Source organism: Lysinibacillus sp. 10T31, assembly GCF_056394365.1.
Genome location: NZ_JBFTHS010000001.1, coordinates 218,106 through 233,232, shown reverse-complemented (window position 1 = coordinate 233,232; position 15,127 = coordinate 218,106). Strand labels below are relative to the sequence as shown.

The following is a 15,127-nucleotide window of genomic DNA, read 5'->3' as shown; positions in this document are numbered from 1 at the left end:
AAGCAAACAAATTTCGAAGAAGTATCACCAGAAGAACTAACAGAATCATTAAACTATATCAACAACCGACCAAGAAAATGTCTTGGTTGGAAAACTGCAAACGAGGCTTTTAATGAGCAATTGTTGCACTTAATTTGACAAATCATCTTATAAAATTAGCTTTGCTACCTTATTTTATTAATTTCAAAATAAAAATGAGGGGTTGGCATAAATGGCTTATAAGAAGGCTTCAGTTATCTTACCAAAAGAGCTTTTATTAGAAATCCAAAAATATGTTCAAGGTGAAACGATTTACATTCCTAAAATAGAAAACACTTATTTAGAGTGGGGTGCTCGTTCAGGCACAAAGAAATATATTGAGGACAGAAATAAGTCTATAAAAGAAGCGTTTACGAATGAAGCTTCAATTGAACAATTATCTACGGAGTATCATTTAGCGGTAGAAACGATTAAAAAAATTGTATATACGAAGTAATTTTTAAAGCACTAGCAGTGGATATGTTAGTGTTTTTCATATGTCTAAAACGTTTCTTAATTAAACTAGGCATATTCTTTCTACTACAAATCTTGTTCAATATAGTTAAAGGGAGGGGTTTTTTATGATTGCAGGGCAAGGTGTATTTTTAAGACCAATTACAGAAAAAGATGTTGATAGTATCTACAAGTGCTTTCAAGATGAAGAAATTATGTATATGACGGGTACACGTAACATTTTAACGAAGGATCAGATTAGAGAGGCTTTGATTCGATTTAGCGAAGATTCCACACGCCATGATTTTGCTATTTGTTTAGTAGAAAATAGCCAAATTATCGGTGATTTAACCATTATGGAAATAGATTTAGACAATAAAAAAGCAATATTTCGCATAGCTTTACATAGTATAGAAGATTGCGGCAAGGGATATGGGGCAGAGGCAGTTCAGCTTGTTCAAAAATTTACGTTCGAGGAGCTTCAGCTTAATCGCCTAGAGTTACAAGTTTTTTCTCATAATATTCGGGGAATCAAATCGTACGAAAAGGTAGGCTTCAAAAAGGAAGGAACTTTAAGGCAATCCTTATATATGAACGGTAAGTATTCTGATGAAATAATTATGAGTATTTTACATGATGAATATATGGAATTAAAAAAGAGCCATTAGTATGTAGGCCCATGGTATGGCGGTATCTTGCTGTCATTGAATGGAGGAACAACTATGTTTTTATTTATAATCTAGATAAGCTATTTCTTTTATTTAGGTAAAGGGAAATTCAATGAAAATTTAATAATAAATGGCTCATCACCAAAAGTTGTGTATGACATTTGTATAGCGTATGCCACAAATATAAGTTGATTGGAGTGGAGGCTGGGCGACTCCTTGGGGATTAGCGATAGAGGAACGAAGGCTAAAACCATCACATCCTGTGATAACGCCTTCGTGACCAACATCCTGTTGGCCCAAGCGGCTCATCGGACGCCCCCAGGAAGCTCTGCTCTGCGCGAAAGCGAAGCGTCAGCGGCAAATGTTTTATCTGTGCGAAAGCGAAGCGGCAGCAACAAATGTTTTATCTGTGCGAAAGCGAAGCGTCAGCGGCAAATGTTTTATCTGTGCGAAAGCGAAGCGGCAGCAACAAATGTTTTATCTGTGCGAAAGCGAAGCGGCAGCAACAAATGTTTTCTGTAGCGAAAGCAAAGCGGCAGCAACAAATGTTTTCTGTAGCGAAAGCAAAGCGGCAGCAACAAATGTTTTATCTGCGCGAAAGCGAAGCGTCAGCGGCAAAGCGCCCAGTCGGAACGGAAATCAACCATACGTTGTGAAGATGTTACTAATAAATGGAAAATGTGGTATGCTATTAAAATAAATCATTGTTAAAGGGGGCGGTCATTATGACAAACAAAACTTTTTTTATCTTTAAATACTGGGGGATAACGCCTAATTAACAAATGATATAAAGCGTTTCCCTGAATTCGGAAGGGGAAAATAATATGAATAAAGATTCTGTGAAGATTGTAGAAGTTAATGCAGAGAATTGGTATGAGTGTAGTCTATTAGAAATTTCAAAAGAACAAAGAGATTATATTGAACCAAACGCTATTTCAATAGCACAATCAAAGTTTGAGCCAACATTAAGACCATACGTTATTTATTTTGAAGAGAAAGTAGTAGGTTTTTTAATGTTTAATTCTGTCAAAGAAGAGCTTGATGGCTATTGGATTTATCGAATTATGATAGATAAGCATTTTCAAGGTAAAGGTATAGGGAAAGCAGCTACTAAGCTAATGATTTTAGAAATAGCTAAATTGCCAAATGCGCAAAAAATTATAGTAGGTTACCACCCAGAAAATAAAGGTGCACATAATTTATATAGAAGTTTGGGGTTTGAAGATCGTGGTAATCGCTTTGGTAAAGAGATGGCTGTCATCAAACATTTAAATGAATAATATTCAATAGGGCCAATTCAAGGTCCCTTTTGCTTGGCTTATGAAAGATAGAAATTAAACAGCTAACCCCCTTCCGATTAGTGTATTGAAAGGGGGTAACTTTATTTATAGCGCCTTTAAGGAACTTGCTTCTGAGAAAATTGTATGTGTTTTTTTCTTCATAAATATAAAAATGAGCAATGCGGTAATACCTTCTGCGACAGGGAATGTCCACCAAATAGCTTGTGGGCCAAGTAATTTAGGCAATAATACGAGAGCAGGGATAAATAATATAATACTACGAAGTAACATAATAGTTGTTGCAAGACGTATTTTTTCAATGGATTGGAAGAATTCTGCAAATACCATGTTTACTCCAAGGAATACATACCCAATTGCAAAGTGTACAAAGCCTTGTGCTGCCATATTGCGAATTTCAAATGTACTATCACCGAATAATGCTATTAGCTGAGAAGGGAATAACGTAGCAATTATGACAGTAGTTAAACCCAGAATTAATGCAGTGGCTATACCGATTTTCAATAACGCTGTTAATCTCTCTATTAATCTTGCGCCGTGGTGATAACTAACGAGGGGTTGCAGGGCCATGCCGATACCAAGGAATACTGTTAATAGTACGGTATGAATATAGTTAATCATCGCGTAGGCGGTCACTCCATCTGAGCCCAAATAGTGTAAAAATGTCACATTATATAAAATAACCATAACAGCGACGGAGGCTTCAACGATAAAGCTTGGGAGCCCAATAGCGAATATTTTTTTTAGATCAGATAGGCTGATAAAATTACGCACAAATTTTAATTCGGATTGCTTTCGGAAGAAATGTAGGCAAAGCACCGACATACCGATTATTGTGGAAAGTGCTGTAGCCAGGGCACAGCCAGTTACGCCGTAATTGAGCACGAAAATAAAGATGTAGTTTAAAATAATGTTTAACACAGAAGTAGTGATTAAGCCCATCATCGCAAGCTTTGGATTGCCATCATTTCGAATAAAAATACTTAGTAAGTTTTCAATTGTATAGAAAACGCCGAAAATTAAAATGACATGTAAGTACTCTTGGACAAAAGGAAAGGTAGCATCACTTGCGCCGAATATATAGGAGATTTCCTTTAAATTTAATAAAAGTATTAGAATCAGTGTCATAACGACAACGATCATGGTTGTAAATGCTAATGTAAAGAGCTGGTTCGCCTTTTTTTTATTGCCCTCACCGAGAGAGATTGAAAATAGTGTTGCCCCACCCATACCAATCCAAAGGGAAATAGATAGTAAAATCGAGAAAATTGGTACAGCGATATTTACGCCTGCTAAAGCGGTTGGCCCAACTCCGTGACTAACGAAAATACCATCCACTAAAATATTAACGGACATCAGCAACATACCAATCATAGCCGGGAATAAGTATGATAAAAACAAGGGCTTCAGTGGTCTTGTTTCAATTGGATTAAGGGTAGTCATGAGCATGTACCTCCTTTACCATCACCTTTTCGCCTTGGACATCTAGCTCACCGTTAAAGGCGAATCCAAATTTTTTATATAGCTGAATAGCTACAATATTGTTGTCATAAACGCTTAAATATATATTTTGACAGCTGTATTTAGCTACTAAATAATTTATAAGCTGCTGTAAAAAGTATTTTCCTAATCCTTTGTGCTGATAGCACTCATCAATGAAATAGCGATCTAACCAAACACGTTGTGTATTGTCCTCATGTGGGAACACACCATACATAGCGAAGCCGACTGCAATATCTTCCCTATACAATCCAACAGGAATAAAGCGTTCATCTATTGCTGCCTCCGCTAAGCATTGCGTTGTACTTTCAATAAAATCTTGCTGATTTTCTGCAATACGTAATGCCAATATTTCTTCTTTGTTTAAAGCTGTAATGTCACGAATTTCCGTGAACATAATGTCAAAACCTTTCTATTTTTAATTTCTTTCAGCCGATTCCGGACATAATTATGCAGTGGCATAATTGATTGTGATTAGCTACAATCTAATGTATATAGTAACTATATAGTCAAGAAGGGAAACTTAAAAATGTTTAACAAAAATGTAAAATATTTTACAACTGGTGAGTTCGCTAAAATTTGTAAGGTTAATAAACAAACGTTAATTTATTACGATCAAATCGGTTTACTATCACCAATTATGAAGGATAGTAAAGACTATCGTTATTATTCCATTGCACAATATGATTTTTTCAGTGTGATAGAGCTATTAAAGGCGGTAGGCATGTCTTTAAAGGATATTCAAAAATATATGGCAGAAAAATCACCTGAAAATTTCTTAGACTTAATGTATCAGCAAAAGGAAATTGTAGCGAAAAAACGTCGAGAGCTGGAGATGATTGAAAGCATCATTGATGTAAAAATCGATTTAACAGAGGAATCCTTACACCTTGATTTTAACAGCATTACGATTGAGCATCTGCCAGTGGCCACATTGTATTTAAGTAAAAATATCGAAGATTCAACGGAAGAACAGTTTACGAAGGCTGTTTCAGATTTTATAGATGAATTAGATCGTTTCCAATTAGACACAGGTTATCCCATTGGAGGGATTACAAGAAGAGAGCAAGTATTAGCTGGAAACTTTGATAATTATAGTTTCTTGTATATAGAGCAGCCACACCTACGAGAAGGTCATCCTTATTTTGAGGCGATTGAAGGGGATTTTATTGTAGGATACCATGTAGGAAATTCCACTACACTTGGTGAATCTTACGAGCGATTATTTAAGGTCATGCGAGAAAAAGGTTTTGAATTAGGGGAATACGTATATGAGGAATATATTTATGACGCCGTTATTAAAAATCGTGAAGAGGATTATGTAACGAAAATTATGATAGAAATTAAAAAAGGTTGTTGATAAGTAAATTATCACTTTATAGTGACATTCAAATGTATATCTTTAAATAGTGATACTGAAAAAGGTCTAGGAAATAAAAATAGTAAGGTAATTTATCATGTATTTTAAGCTTTGAAGGAAGTAAAATATTAGCATTTTAACATAAATTAAGCCTAGTTCTAATAAGTAAATGATTTCATGACGATACAAAAGAAAGATGAGCGAGGAGATTTTATGAATTTAAAGTAGAACGTAACACATGATTAAATATGATGAGAGCATGATTCGTTAAACAACTGAGCGATACCACTTAATATCGACTATCGTTAATGGAACAGTATTTGCACTACTAAAGCCCAATTATTCGACTATTTTCTTAACACGGAGGGATCGTCATGCAAAAATGGGTTGAACGATGGACGCAATTAATAAAACAGTTTGAACAGCAAGGAGCTTGGGTGCATCCGCTTGAGATAGCACCTGTAGCTACCGAACAAGAGCTATCAATAGTAGAGGAGCGACTTGGCGTTCGTATTCCTTCTGAGTTACGTATTTTATTACTACATTGTTCGCGACAAGTGGGGATGTATTGGTCTTTGCCAGATGAGGCCTTACTCCCTATTGAACTAGAAGAGACGCCATCAGGTGATTTTGGTTGGAGCTTGGAAGAGCTTGAATTCCCTGATTTCGGCGGTGACGGTGAAAATCTAGATGAACAACTATATTTACAGTTTCACACGGCTAACAACGGTGATGCACTTCTTATTAGAATTGAGGATGGTTCCGTTTGGTATTGGAGTCATGAGGAAGATGAGTTCGACCTACTTGCTGGGAGTTTTAAAATCTATACTGAACGAGCCACAGCTTTAGGTTGTATAGGTGCAGATTGTGGCCAGCATCGACAGTTTTGTAGTGAGGATGGTCTGGATTTGAGACTGACTAGCTCTGAAATATGGTTGAATTGGCTAGAACAATATTTCACACTAACTCTGAAGCAAGCAATGTCTACCTTAGAATCCTTATTAATATATGTATCGATGCATGGAGTGAAAGATAGAGTTCCGGAAGCATTTGCACAGTTTGATTCTAGTACGGTGTTTTATGCTCTTCGCAATAAAATTGAACAATCGCAGCCACCAGCAAATAAAGAAGCATGGAGTGAAGTGCTAGCAAAGGTTTGTGCGGTGAAGGCAAGTGATTGGGTAAGGACGCTTTGGAGTGACAAAAATGATATTCCTAGCCGGATTCGAGATTATTTAACAGCAAATTGTCTACCAGCAGAAGAAGGTTTATCACTTGTTCTTCAAGATATCGAGAAAAAGACGATTGATTCCTATACAGCTTTACACCGACTACGTCATTTCCATAATCCGAAAACTATAGCTTGGATGAAGTCTTATGTTTCATTTCCGATAGATGGATGGTCTACACTTTTTGCAGAATCACAGCCAAGTGCAGAGATGTTATTTGAATGGTTGAGTGGCAGTGAAGTGGAAAGGCTTACAGCGATACGGGCGGTATGGCAAATGATGCAGCAAGAAATCGCGCCAACAACATGTGTAGATAAAGACAATTGGAGACAATTGCTTGCTTTTTGGAAGGAAAACGAAATACTACGAAAAAATAAGCAGCTGTTTAGCCAAGCTCTTGCAGGCTTAGATAGTTGGTGAATAAAAGGGGAGAGAAGATTGAACTATTTCACTATATTTGCATCTAAGAACAACATTGATGATATTGAAGTGAAAATTTCTGATGTTTTTGCAAAAGGCTTTGCTATCGATAACAATGACAATGAGTATGTAATAAAATCCAAGGGGCTGTTTAAAAAATATAAATTAATAATTAGAGTCATGTCTGAAGATACGAATCCAGATTATTTTGCTAATAATATCCCTGGGATGATGGGGTATTACGACAATTTTCCTTTTGAAGATGACAATTTAAAAGAATTAGTTTTGACTCAAATATCTGTTTTAAATACAGTGATTGCAATCGAATCAGAAAAAGAGATAAATGATGAACAGATGCAGTTATTTACGAACCTGCTATCAAATATAGGGGGGATTGGCTTTTTACCGAATGGCACTTTACTAGACGATGAAGGGATCGTTATTGTTTATCCTGACGGGCAATCAGGACCATCTGACTTTAGACCACACGCTTGTACACGAAAGGTAAGGGGACAAGAGGTGTCATCAGAAGAAGGCGAACAAAGAAAAAATAAAACGATAGCATATTTAAAAGAGAAAGCTATTCCTTATACAGCTTCCCTTCCTCAACTCCCAACAATAGAGGCTTGTCAGTTTAAAACCCAAGAAGACATTGCTAGAAGAGCTGTAGCCTTGTTAATTGTCATTCAATTTGCCTGTGATGTGGCGCAAGGTGGAAATGTAGAAGAATCGCGAGACTTTTTCATCAATATGTTACGCACCTATAAAGTGGAAGACTATCTAACTAGCAATGAAAGAGACTTTTTACATACGTCAGAACCAAATGGGCAAGAAGCCATTAATATTTCTTGGCAATACGAGGCTTATTGGACGCTTATTTGGGCACTCGGATTTGTTGAGAAGCTCGATTTTCCTGATGAAGTATGCGATTGCGAGTATGCCATTCAAGTTGTTTCTAACTGCGAAACGTTTGAACAATTTTATCTTCAAACTGCTCTGCGTGGTCAGGAAGAGATATTGGATGAAGCCGACAAGATTTACAGATACCATTGGGCTTGTGTAGATAGTCGGATAAAAGACCAAGCGGCTCCGGCCGGGATGAATGAAAGCATCGTTATGGAAAGACGAAGAGGATTGTTCTGGATGATAGGGCATCGCAATGAAGAATGGGATACAATTTCGATGGATACTTGAACATAAAAGAAAAATAGCAAACTAGAAGTAGAAACTAGTTTGCTATTTTAACAATATTATTTAATATAATTCGGCTTACTTACCTTATCAATCAGCAGAAGGCCATCATATTGATCCCGTGGAACAAGACTTTCCTGAATTACTCCCCAGCTATATGATAAACGTGGCTCAAACATCCATGAGTTTCCTCGCTCATTTTGACGGTTTCGCATGTCGATAAATGTGTACGGTTTATTTGAAGATGAAACAATATCCTCGATTGATCCTTTCACTGGCGGTAAAACGGACATAGGCTCACCCATATTGTTTGCTGTTTCCCCACTAGCCATATAAAGACCAAGTACATAACTATATTTCTTGTAGATATCTGGTAGACGTTCACCCATCAATTTTACCGGAAAAGGAGAACCCATTACTTCGGATTGTGCTTTACGAATATGGTCATTATGCGCCCAGACGATAAATTTTTCAGTTGGATAAATCTCCTCTGCTAACCAAAGTAAGTTTTCCATCATCGATTGGTCACGCCATTCCATTGTCTTAAAATAAGAATCGTAATTATTTTGTTCTACTTCAATGTTGGATTGAATTGATAATTCTACATATTCGTCTGCAAAACGGATACGGTCAGCTAAAGTACGTTCCATAAGCTTTACAATATGAGGCTCGCTCGGATATGCCGCTTTTAACTCTTTTTCTTTAAGCTGTACTTGTGATTTTACTTGTTTATACACTTCGATAATGCTTGGTTTTACCTTTTGATAGCCCTGTAAATCCTTACCGTAGGTCCAATCTGCAAGTTGCTCCTCTACTTCACTGAACTGTTTAGCAAGCTCACTATTTTGTAGCCAGTCACCGTTCGTAAATGCATTTTGCTGTAGAATATCAAAGCCTGCTAATTTTAATGGTTTATCTGTTTTCTGTGTTTTTTTAGCATATTCAAATAACGGCAGTGTTTCTTTTGACCACCATACAGGATAAATAGCATTCTTCATCGTTTGTTTCGCTGTTTGTTTATCAATTTGTCCTTGAGCATTCATGGCATTTCCCATACCGCTTTCGAAAGCTAGGACATTGTAGCCCATTTCTTGATGTAAAAATTGAATTAAACGTGTTTTCGCTAGGCTAAATTCTGCCGTGCCATGTGAACTTTCCCCTAAAAAAACGATGCGCTTATCATGCAATAAAGGCTTTAGCATCTCTAAATCTTCAAATTTAGTGGATGGAATGTTTTGCTGACCAATTGCTTCAGGTTGAATGGATGTTAAGCTGTAAGCATGGTCGTTTGTCCACTTTTTCCACTCTTGAAGTGTTTCATTGGATGTGCGAGCTTGCTTTACTTCAAAATTGTTCTCCAAAGCTACGCGCTCTTCTATCGCTGGAACCGCTGCCGATGCATTTGATACTCCGCTGAACGCTGCAAAGCTTGTTAGTGCAATACTTAATGATAATAAAACCTTACGTTTCTTACCTTTTGTCACTTTCTATCAGTCCTTCGCTATATGTTAAGACTAATTATAAGTAATAAAGTTTAAAGTAAAAGGGGACTTTGTTTAAATTTTGTTTAAATTTGGTTTCACGACATTATTATGGATTAGAAAGTAAAAACATCTCCAAAGCGTGACCCAAATTAAGTCCACTGTGGAGATGTTAATTATTTTATTTATAGTGATACGTGCTAGCTCTTTGATTATTCCGCTGTATTTGATTGAACCATGTACGATCCTTTTCCTCTTGCTTTAATGTATTAACGATGGTTGATGAGCAGCTAATACAGATTTTTGCCTGAGTAATCTGTCCACAGCGCTCACAAGGTGCGCCTAAATTAGGGAATATCGATTTTTTTAATTTCCCTGCTTTTACCCATTTATAGAGTAGTTCAGATGAAACCCCAGTTAATGCAACTACTTCATCATTCGTTAAATAGCGATTATTTTTTCTCAGTAAAAAATGATGTAGTTCTGAAAAAATATCTTCTTCTCTCACATCAATCCTTTTGGTAAATAACTGCATGATTATTACTCTCCTCGTTTTACTTCAATTAATGACTTCTTCTATAGTTTTATTTGCGTTGTTCGGTTGCTCATCATATTTATAGTTTTCCCAGCGATTTCGTGCGAGTTTTCGATATTTATTGGAAACATTTCGATCTGCTATTAGTCGAGAGAATCCTTTTTTCGCCTCAGCAATATCTCCAAGTCGGAGGCTTAATTCTGCATGTAAAAATTGAATTCTCTCGCCGCCCTCTTGATTGGATGCAAAAGATTTACTGTAAAAATCTCTAGCAGCAAAAAGGTAGCGCATTTCCGATTCACTATCATTTTTTAAGCGATATAGCCAGGCTATTTTTAATGCGAAATTGGCCATAAGAAGTGACTCTTCCATGGATGCTCTTGATACAAGATAAGCTAATTTAAAGCTTACAATGGCATCGTCGATCGTACGTTCCTTGCAAATATCCATTGGTTTTTGTAGCTCTTTTATGTACAGCTCATCAATAAGAAGCATGAATGGCCCATATGTTCTTGTCATAGATTTGTGGTAAGCATAGCCGCAATGTGGACAAACGGCAACTTCATACAATAACGGGTTTAAACCTTCGTAAACTGGCATGAAATCTGTTTGTTCTTCGATAACTTTATATCGATTAGGGCGGACTTTATATGTGGTAAAATGCTTTTTGCAAAACTTGCAATCCACACTACTTTCATAGTAGTAAATGTTAAATGCCATAAGAATCACTCCTTTACATCCAGATGATTATTATTTCTTTTGTTCTATTTATATGATGGATAGTATCGTTCAATGTATTTAATTTAGTTACCTTTATTTTAACAATTCTATGTTCTTTGGTATACTCCTTTAGAATTATTAAAATAAAAATGTTCATTACTTTCTTAGTTATTTGAAATTTCGATATGTACCCGTAATAGTATTTATCGGTGTATTTGGAGTAAGTTATACACTCGTTTTAGTTTGTCAAAATACGTACAAATGTAATAACTACTAATTTCATGTTATAAAGCAGATGTGTAGATAATAATACCTATATTTAATTTTGATATAAAGATATTTTTTAATGTAAAATTATAAGTGTGTTGGTTGGGGAAAATAGGGTTATGATTGACCGATAAAGAAGAGACAAAAATTATAAAACGATAAGGAGAGAACGATGGATTATAAAATTGTATTCTTTGATGTAGATGGAACGCTTGTTAATTATGAAGATGGTCGTATTGAAGAAAGTACAAGGAACGCTATTAAGCATTTAAAAAACAAAGGGGTTCATCTTGTTGCTGCTACAGGAAGACCTTTATCAATGTGCCAGGAGTTAAGAAATATAGGAATAGAGACGTTTATTACAGCTAATGGAGCATATGTTAAGCATCAAGATCAAGTAATACATAAAATACCTGTTGCAAAAGAAATTGTCCAGGCAGTTAAAGCTTTTGCAGATGAAAATAAACAAAGTCTATCTTTTTTTACAGAACAATTGTCAATGAATAACGTCCAAGAAGAAAAGACATTAAAAGCCATGCAAGAAACATTATCTTTGCAAGAGTTTCCTAATATTAATGAGGATATTTTAGCGCAAGAGGTTTATTTAATGTGTTTATATGGTGATGAGGATATAGAGAAAAAGTATACTTCAAAATTCCCTCATTTATTATTAAAAAGATGGCACCCTTACATTACAAATGTTTTGCAACATGATGTTTCCAAATCTATTGCTGTCCAGGCTGTACTAGATTATTTCGACTTGAAGCCTGAGGAAGCGCTTGCTTTTGGGGATGGAGATAATGATATCGACATGCTGGAGCAGGTTGGTTTTGGTATTGCAATGGGTAATGGTAGCGAAGCATTAAAAAAAGTCGCTGATTATGTAACGAAAAAATCAGCTGAGGATGGAATTGATTTTGCTCTACGTGAGCTACAAATAATTTAACTCCTTTCAGCAAATATTTTTTGTACCGAAAGCGAAGTGACAGGTACAATTATGCCTCGGCATAATTGATTGGAGAAAATTGTATTAAATTCATAATACTCATAATGTTGTCTCCTTTGAGTTATTATAAAGCTAACTATTAAAAATTATTACGCTTTAGGTGGGATGGATTTATGGCGCATCACGTGCAATCTCTTATTGAACATTATGGATATTTTGGCATCATTCTTATCCTAGTAGGAGGAATTGTCGGGCTGCCACTTCCTGATGAAATATTTTTGACATATGTAGGGTATAGCGTATATCGTGAAACTCTTGCACATATTCCAGCTTTAATCAGCGCTATGATAGGTGCAGCTGGGGGAATTACCTTGAGCTACTATATAGGCTATAAATTCGGGTTACCTTTATTGCATAAATACGGTTCTAAAATCCATATTACTGAACAGAAAATTGATTTTACTAAAAAATTATTTGATAAAATTGGACCAATATTATTATTAATAGGGTTTTTTATTCCTGGTGTACGTCATCTTACTGCATATATTGCAGCTATTAATAATTATCCTTATAAAAAATTTGCATTCTTTGCTTATACGGGAGCAACTATATGGACATTTACTTTTATTACTTTAGGGAAGGTACTTGGAGAGAAATGGCATTATGTTGGGTTATATTTTTCCCGCTACAGTATTTATCTTATAATATTGTTCATCATAATTATGTTGGTCGTTTATTTTGTTTTCAAAAGAAAGAATTCATCAAATAATTTATAAAGAAAGGTCTGGTTCAATATTTATTGAATCAGACCTTTCTTTATTGAGAATAATTTAAAAATTAAAGTGTATCAAAAAACAAAGGTTGATTTTCACTCCGAGCTGGCGCTTTCCGCGGGCTTGGCTTCAACTTCTTTAAGCGGGTGTCCAAACACCTGCTTAAAGAAGTTAAAGCCTCCGGCGGATGTCACAGAATCGAAAAGGAGTTCTTTGTGCAAGCACAAAGCCGATTCCGGACGCAATTATGCCAAGGCATAATTGATTATTTCCCTCGTCACTTCGTTCCTGCGGGGCTTTCAGCGCAAGCTCATCCCGCAGGAGTCGCCACTCTCCGCGAAAATCAACAGTTCCTCATCATAGAATGAGTCGACAAGCGAAACAAAAATAGTAATTATAGCTATGGTTAAAATACTATACTAGGAAATCCTCACCACATAGATTTACTCGAGTAAAACAAGATTAGATGCTCATCATAAAATGCTATATGGCAGAATCTGTCGATTGAATTACCATACAGCTCTATGAAAAACAAAGTGGTGTACGTATACATTTCAAATCGTGCCTAATCCTATATTAAGGTAATATTGCAAATGAGCGGACAGGGAATCCAGATGCTTTTTCAGGCTTCGGCACAATATTGAATATAACGGCCCCTTTTGAAGGTAGCTTATCTAAATTTGTCATAAGCTCAATTTGGTAAGTATCTTGCTCTAGCACAAAATATTCGCCGTCTAGCTTACCATTTTTACGAAAATCTGCTGCTGAATCCGTATCAAAAGTTTCGTGGCCAATAGCACTTACTTTTCGTTCGTTGAATAAAAATTGTAATGCTTCTAATCCCCAGCCAGGAATGTGATTATTGCCATCAGCGTCTTTGTTGCTGAAAGTCTCTTTATCTGGCCAACGTTTACTCCAATCGGTACGTAGCGCAACAAAGGTACCTGCTTCAATTTCTCCATATTCAGCTTCAAAGTTAAGAATATCTTGAACACTTAACGTGAAGTCGTTATTAACTTCGGCTTCCTTCGATTTATCAATAACAATTAGTGGTAGCACTAGTTCTTTTAGCTCCAATTCCTCTAAATAGCGTGTATCTCGCACAAAATGGATAGGTGGGTCGATATGGGTTCCGTATTGCCCTGGGAAAGTGAATTGCTGTGCAAAGAAGCCATCATCATGCGAAAATAATGTTTCAAATTTTGCATCATCAAACATAAAGAAATGTGGAGAATTTGGACCAAATGTATGTGTTAAATCTACCCATTCTTTCGTTTTCAATAGTTGAATTGCTTGTAAAAGTTCATTTGCCATAATATTTCCCTGCTTTCTTTTAATTATTTTGATTACAACAATAAAAAAGAGTCCTCCTTGAAGAAGAGGACTCTTGTGCAAAGCAACTAAGTAAGTCTTCTCATCTCTCAAGGCTGAATTTTGCCAATTGGAATTAGCACCATACCTATAGGCTGGTTGCTGAGACTTCATAGGGCCAATCCCTCCGTCTCTCTTGATAAGAAAAAAACAATATAAGAATTTTCAGAAACAACGATTACAAACACTTTAGCATATTTATTTATAGTTTACAAGTTCGATAGGGATACAAGGTTAAAATTCATAAAGATACTAAAAACAAAAAAGAGGCCCTCTTCAAAGGACCAACTCTTCACCAACCCAAAATTAGTGTTAGCTTACAACAGCTACTTTCAGTAAATGTTATACGAAATCCATCTGGTGTATAGGTAGTTTCGAATTTTATAGTAATGCCTGTTGACGTAATTAACTTTTCAACTTCCGTTTTATTTGATTGTTGTGCTGCGTTCATAAGATCATGCGCAAATTGCTCTGATTCATCAATTCTATCCGTAAGTAATTGTGCTTGCTGCATAATAACCTTGATCCGATTCGCGGAAGTCTTCAATTTCTTTGTATTGACAATCGGAAATGGACTTCTATTCGTTGGGTTTGTCGGCATTGCTAGATGGCTAGAAGGGTGTTGAATTGTTGGTTGATTCGCCATTACCCATGCCGGATAATAATTAGGATAGACAAAATATGGATAAGGATTGTAATGCAACTAAATTCCTCCTATCCTATAGCTGATACCTTATATTATGTACAACAAAGACTTTAGGTGTTAATGGTGGAGTCGTCCGATAAAAACTGAAATTGTTCCGATAAAACGAGAAAAGATTCCGATAAAAGCTAAAATTGTTCCGATAAATCTACAAAGTAATTATATAAAAATGAATTCATCGCAATAACGTGGAG

General features: G+C 35.9%; 17 protein-coding genes, 1 pseudogene and 1 riboswitch. Of the genes and pseudogenes, 11 read left to right on the top strand and 7 right to left on the bottom strand.

The window, feature by feature from the left end:
• The 6 genes and pseudogenes from AC1DCY_RS01265 to AC1DCY_RS01240 all read left to right on the top strand — a co-directional run.
• A pseudogene (locus tag AC1DCY_RS01265) lies at positions 1-138 on the top strand (IS30 family transposase); the annotation flags it as partial.
• Between the two features lie 73 nt (positions 139-211).
• Positions 212-475 (top strand): CD3324 family protein, encoded by a 264-nt coding sequence (locus tag AC1DCY_RS01260; RefSeq protein ID WP_427553788.1) that lies wholly within the window; start codon positions 212-214, stop codon positions 473-475.
• 124 nt (positions 476-599) lie between these two features.
• Complete coding sequence (locus AC1DCY_RS01255) at positions 600-1,139, top strand: GNAT family N-acetyltransferase (protein ID WP_477346714.1); 540 nt, start codon at positions 600-602, stop codon at positions 1,137-1,139.
• Positions 1,140-1,355: 216 nt separating this feature from the next.
• Positions 1,356-1,661: a hypothetical protein gene (locus AC1DCY_RS01250; protein WP_477346713.1), complete on the top strand. Its 306-nt coding sequence runs from the start codon at positions 1,356-1,358 to the stop codon at positions 1,659-1,661.
• Positions 1,649-1,795, top strand: coding sequence for a hypothetical protein (locus AC1DCY_RS01245; protein WP_477346711.1), 147 nt, complete (start codon positions 1,649-1,651; stop codon positions 1,793-1,795). The genes AC1DCY_RS01250 and AC1DCY_RS01245 overlap by 13 nt, the downstream gene beginning before the upstream one ends.
• A 168-nt stretch (positions 1,796-1,963) precedes the next feature.
• A complete protein-coding gene (locus tag AC1DCY_RS01240; protein ID WP_477346709.1) occupies positions 1,964-2,419 on the top strand; it encodes a GNAT family N-acetyltransferase in 456 nt (151 codons plus the stop codon).
• Positions 2,420-2,524: 105 nt separating this feature from the next.
• Here the strand turns inward: AC1DCY_RS01240 and AC1DCY_RS01235 are convergent, their stop codons facing one another.
• Complete coding sequence (locus AC1DCY_RS01235; protein ID WP_477346708.1) at positions 2,525-3,880, bottom strand: MATE family efflux transporter; 1,356 nt, start codon at positions 3,878-3,880, stop codon at positions 2,525-2,527.
• Positions 3,867-4,334, bottom strand: coding sequence for an N-acetyltransferase family protein (locus AC1DCY_RS01230; RefSeq protein ID WP_477346706.1), 468 nt, complete (start codon positions 4,332-4,334; stop codon positions 3,867-3,869). Before AC1DCY_RS01230 ends, AC1DCY_RS01235 begins: the two co-directional genes overlap by 14 nt.
• A gap of 132 nt (positions 4,335-4,466) precedes the next feature.
• Here AC1DCY_RS01230 and AC1DCY_RS01225 point away from each other — a divergent pair, with 132 nt between their 5' ends.
• The 3 genes from AC1DCY_RS01225 to AC1DCY_RS01215 all read left to right on the top strand — a co-directional run bounded on the left by AC1DCY_RS01225 (position 4,467) and on the right by AC1DCY_RS01215 (position 8,140).
• The gene (locus AC1DCY_RS01225; protein WP_477346704.1) at positions 4,467-5,297 is read left to right on the top strand and encodes a MerR family transcriptional regulator; all 831 of its coding nucleotides are present in this window, start codon (positions 4,467-4,469) and stop codon (positions 5,295-5,297) included.
• A 374-nt stretch (positions 5,298-5,671) separates the two neighbouring features.
• Complete coding sequence (locus AC1DCY_RS01220) at positions 5,672-6,946, top strand: SMI1/KNR4 family protein (protein WP_477346702.1); 1,275 nt, start codon at positions 5,672-5,674, stop codon at positions 6,944-6,946.
• Between the two features lie 18 nt (positions 6,947-6,964).
• Entirely contained in the window at positions 6,965-8,140 is a 1,176-nt protein-coding gene (locus AC1DCY_RS01215) for a DUF4272 domain-containing protein (protein ID WP_477346700.1), read from the top strand.
• 56 nt (positions 8,141-8,196) lie between these two features.
• Here the strand turns inward: AC1DCY_RS01215 and AC1DCY_RS01210 are convergent, their stop codons facing one another.
• The 3 genes from AC1DCY_RS01210 to AC1DCY_RS01200 all read right to left on the bottom strand — a co-directional run bounded on the left by AC1DCY_RS01210 (position 8,197) and on the right by AC1DCY_RS01200 (position 10,873).
• Positions 8,197-9,621 carry an erythromycin esterase family protein gene (locus AC1DCY_RS01210; RefSeq protein ID WP_477346698.1) on the bottom strand — a complete coding sequence of 475 codons (1,425 nt, stop codon included), beginning with the start codon at positions 9,619-9,621 and terminating at the stop codon, positions 8,197-8,199.
• A 178-nt stretch (positions 9,622-9,799) separates the two neighbouring features.
• Positions 9,800-10,153 (bottom strand): hypothetical protein, encoded by a 354-nt coding sequence (locus tag AC1DCY_RS01205; RefSeq protein WP_477346696.1) that lies wholly within the window; start codon positions 10,151-10,153, stop codon positions 9,800-9,802.
• A gap of 24 nt (positions 10,154-10,177) precedes the next feature.
• Positions 10,178-10,873, bottom strand: coding sequence for a DUF2225 domain-containing protein (locus AC1DCY_RS01200; protein ID WP_477346694.1), 696 nt, complete (start codon positions 10,871-10,873; stop codon positions 10,178-10,180).
• Positions 10,874-11,312: 439 nt separating this feature from the next.
• Between AC1DCY_RS01200 and AC1DCY_RS01195 the strand changes: the two genes are divergently transcribed.
• Positions 11,313-12,086: a Cof-type HAD-IIB family hydrolase gene (locus tag AC1DCY_RS01195; RefSeq protein WP_477346692.1), complete on the top strand. Its 774-nt coding sequence runs from the start codon at positions 11,313-11,315 to the stop codon at positions 12,084-12,086.
• 173 nt (positions 12,087-12,259) lie between these two features.
• Positions 12,260-12,862 carry a DedA family protein gene (locus AC1DCY_RS01190; RefSeq protein ID WP_477346690.1) on the top strand — a complete coding sequence of 201 codons (603 nt, stop codon included), beginning with the start codon at positions 12,260-12,262 and terminating at the stop codon, positions 12,860-12,862.
• Positions 12,863-13,435: 573 nt separating this feature from the next.
• Here the strand turns inward: AC1DCY_RS01190 and AC1DCY_RS01185 are convergent.
• The gene (locus AC1DCY_RS01185; RefSeq protein ID WP_477346688.1) at positions 13,436-14,173 is read right to left on the bottom strand and encodes a cyclase family protein; all 738 of its coding nucleotides are present in this window, start codon (positions 14,171-14,173) and stop codon (positions 13,436-13,438) included.
• 97 nt (positions 14,174-14,270) lie between these two features.
• A riboswitch (SAM riboswitch) is annotated at positions 14,271-14,376 on the bottom strand.
• A 146-nt stretch (positions 14,377-14,522) separates the two neighbouring features.
• Positions 14,523-14,933, bottom strand: a complete 411-nt coding sequence (locus AC1DCY_RS01180) for a YuzC family spore coat inner layer protein (protein WP_477346686.1) — start codon at positions 14,931-14,933, stop codon at positions 14,523-14,525.
• Between the last annotated feature and the right edge of the window lie 194 nt (positions 14,934-15,127).

What these genes read in the sequence shown, in the direction of transcription:
- AC1DCY_RS01260 (WP_427553788.1), top strand. Translation starts at nt 212, where the DNA reads ATGGCTTATAAGAAGGCTTCAGTTATCTTACCAAAAGAGCTTTTATTA.
- AC1DCY_RS01255 (WP_477346714.1), top strand. Translation starts at nt 600, where the DNA reads ATGATTGCAGGGCAAGGTGTATTTTTAAGACCAATTACAGAAAAAGAT.
- AC1DCY_RS01245 (WP_477346711.1), top strand. Translation starts at nt 1,649, where the DNA reads ATGTTTTCTGTAGCGAAAGCAAAGCGGCAGCAACAAATGTTTTCTGTA.
- AC1DCY_RS01240 (WP_477346709.1), top strand. Translation starts at nt 1,964, where the DNA reads ATGAATAAAGATTCTGTGAAGATTGTAGAAGTTAATGCAGAGAATTGG.
- AC1DCY_RS01235 (WP_477346708.1), bottom strand. Translation starts at nt 3,880, where the DNA reads ATGACTACCCTTAATCCAATTGAAACAAGACCACTGAAGCCCTTGTTT.
- AC1DCY_RS01230 (WP_477346706.1), bottom strand. Translation starts at nt 4,334, where the DNA reads ATGTTCACGGAAATTCGTGACATTACAGCTTTAAACAAAGAAGAAATA.
- AC1DCY_RS01225 (WP_477346704.1), top strand. Translation starts at nt 4,467, where the DNA reads ATGTTTAACAAAAATGTAAAATATTTTACAACTGGTGAGTTCGCTAAA.
- AC1DCY_RS01220 (WP_477346702.1), top strand. Translation starts at nt 5,672, where the DNA reads ATGCAAAAATGGGTTGAACGATGGACGCAATTAATAAAACAGTTTGAA.
- AC1DCY_RS01205 (WP_477346696.1), bottom strand. Translation starts at nt 10,153, where the DNA reads ATGCAGTTATTTACCAAAAGGATTGATGTGAGAGAAGAAGATATTTTT.
- AC1DCY_RS01200 (WP_477346694.1), bottom strand. Translation starts at nt 10,873, where the DNA reads ATGGCATTTAACATTTACTACTATGAAAGTAGTGTGGATTGCAAGTTT.
- AC1DCY_RS01195 (WP_477346692.1), top strand. Translation starts at nt 11,313, where the DNA reads ATGGATTATAAAATTGTATTCTTTGATGTAGATGGAACGCTTGTTAAT.
- AC1DCY_RS01190 (WP_477346690.1), top strand. Translation starts at nt 12,260, where the DNA reads ATGGCGCATCACGTGCAATCTCTTATTGAACATTATGGATATTTTGGC.
- AC1DCY_RS01185 (WP_477346688.1), bottom strand. Translation starts at nt 14,173, where the DNA reads ATGGCAAATGAACTTTTACAAGCAATTCAACTATTGAAAACGAAAGAA.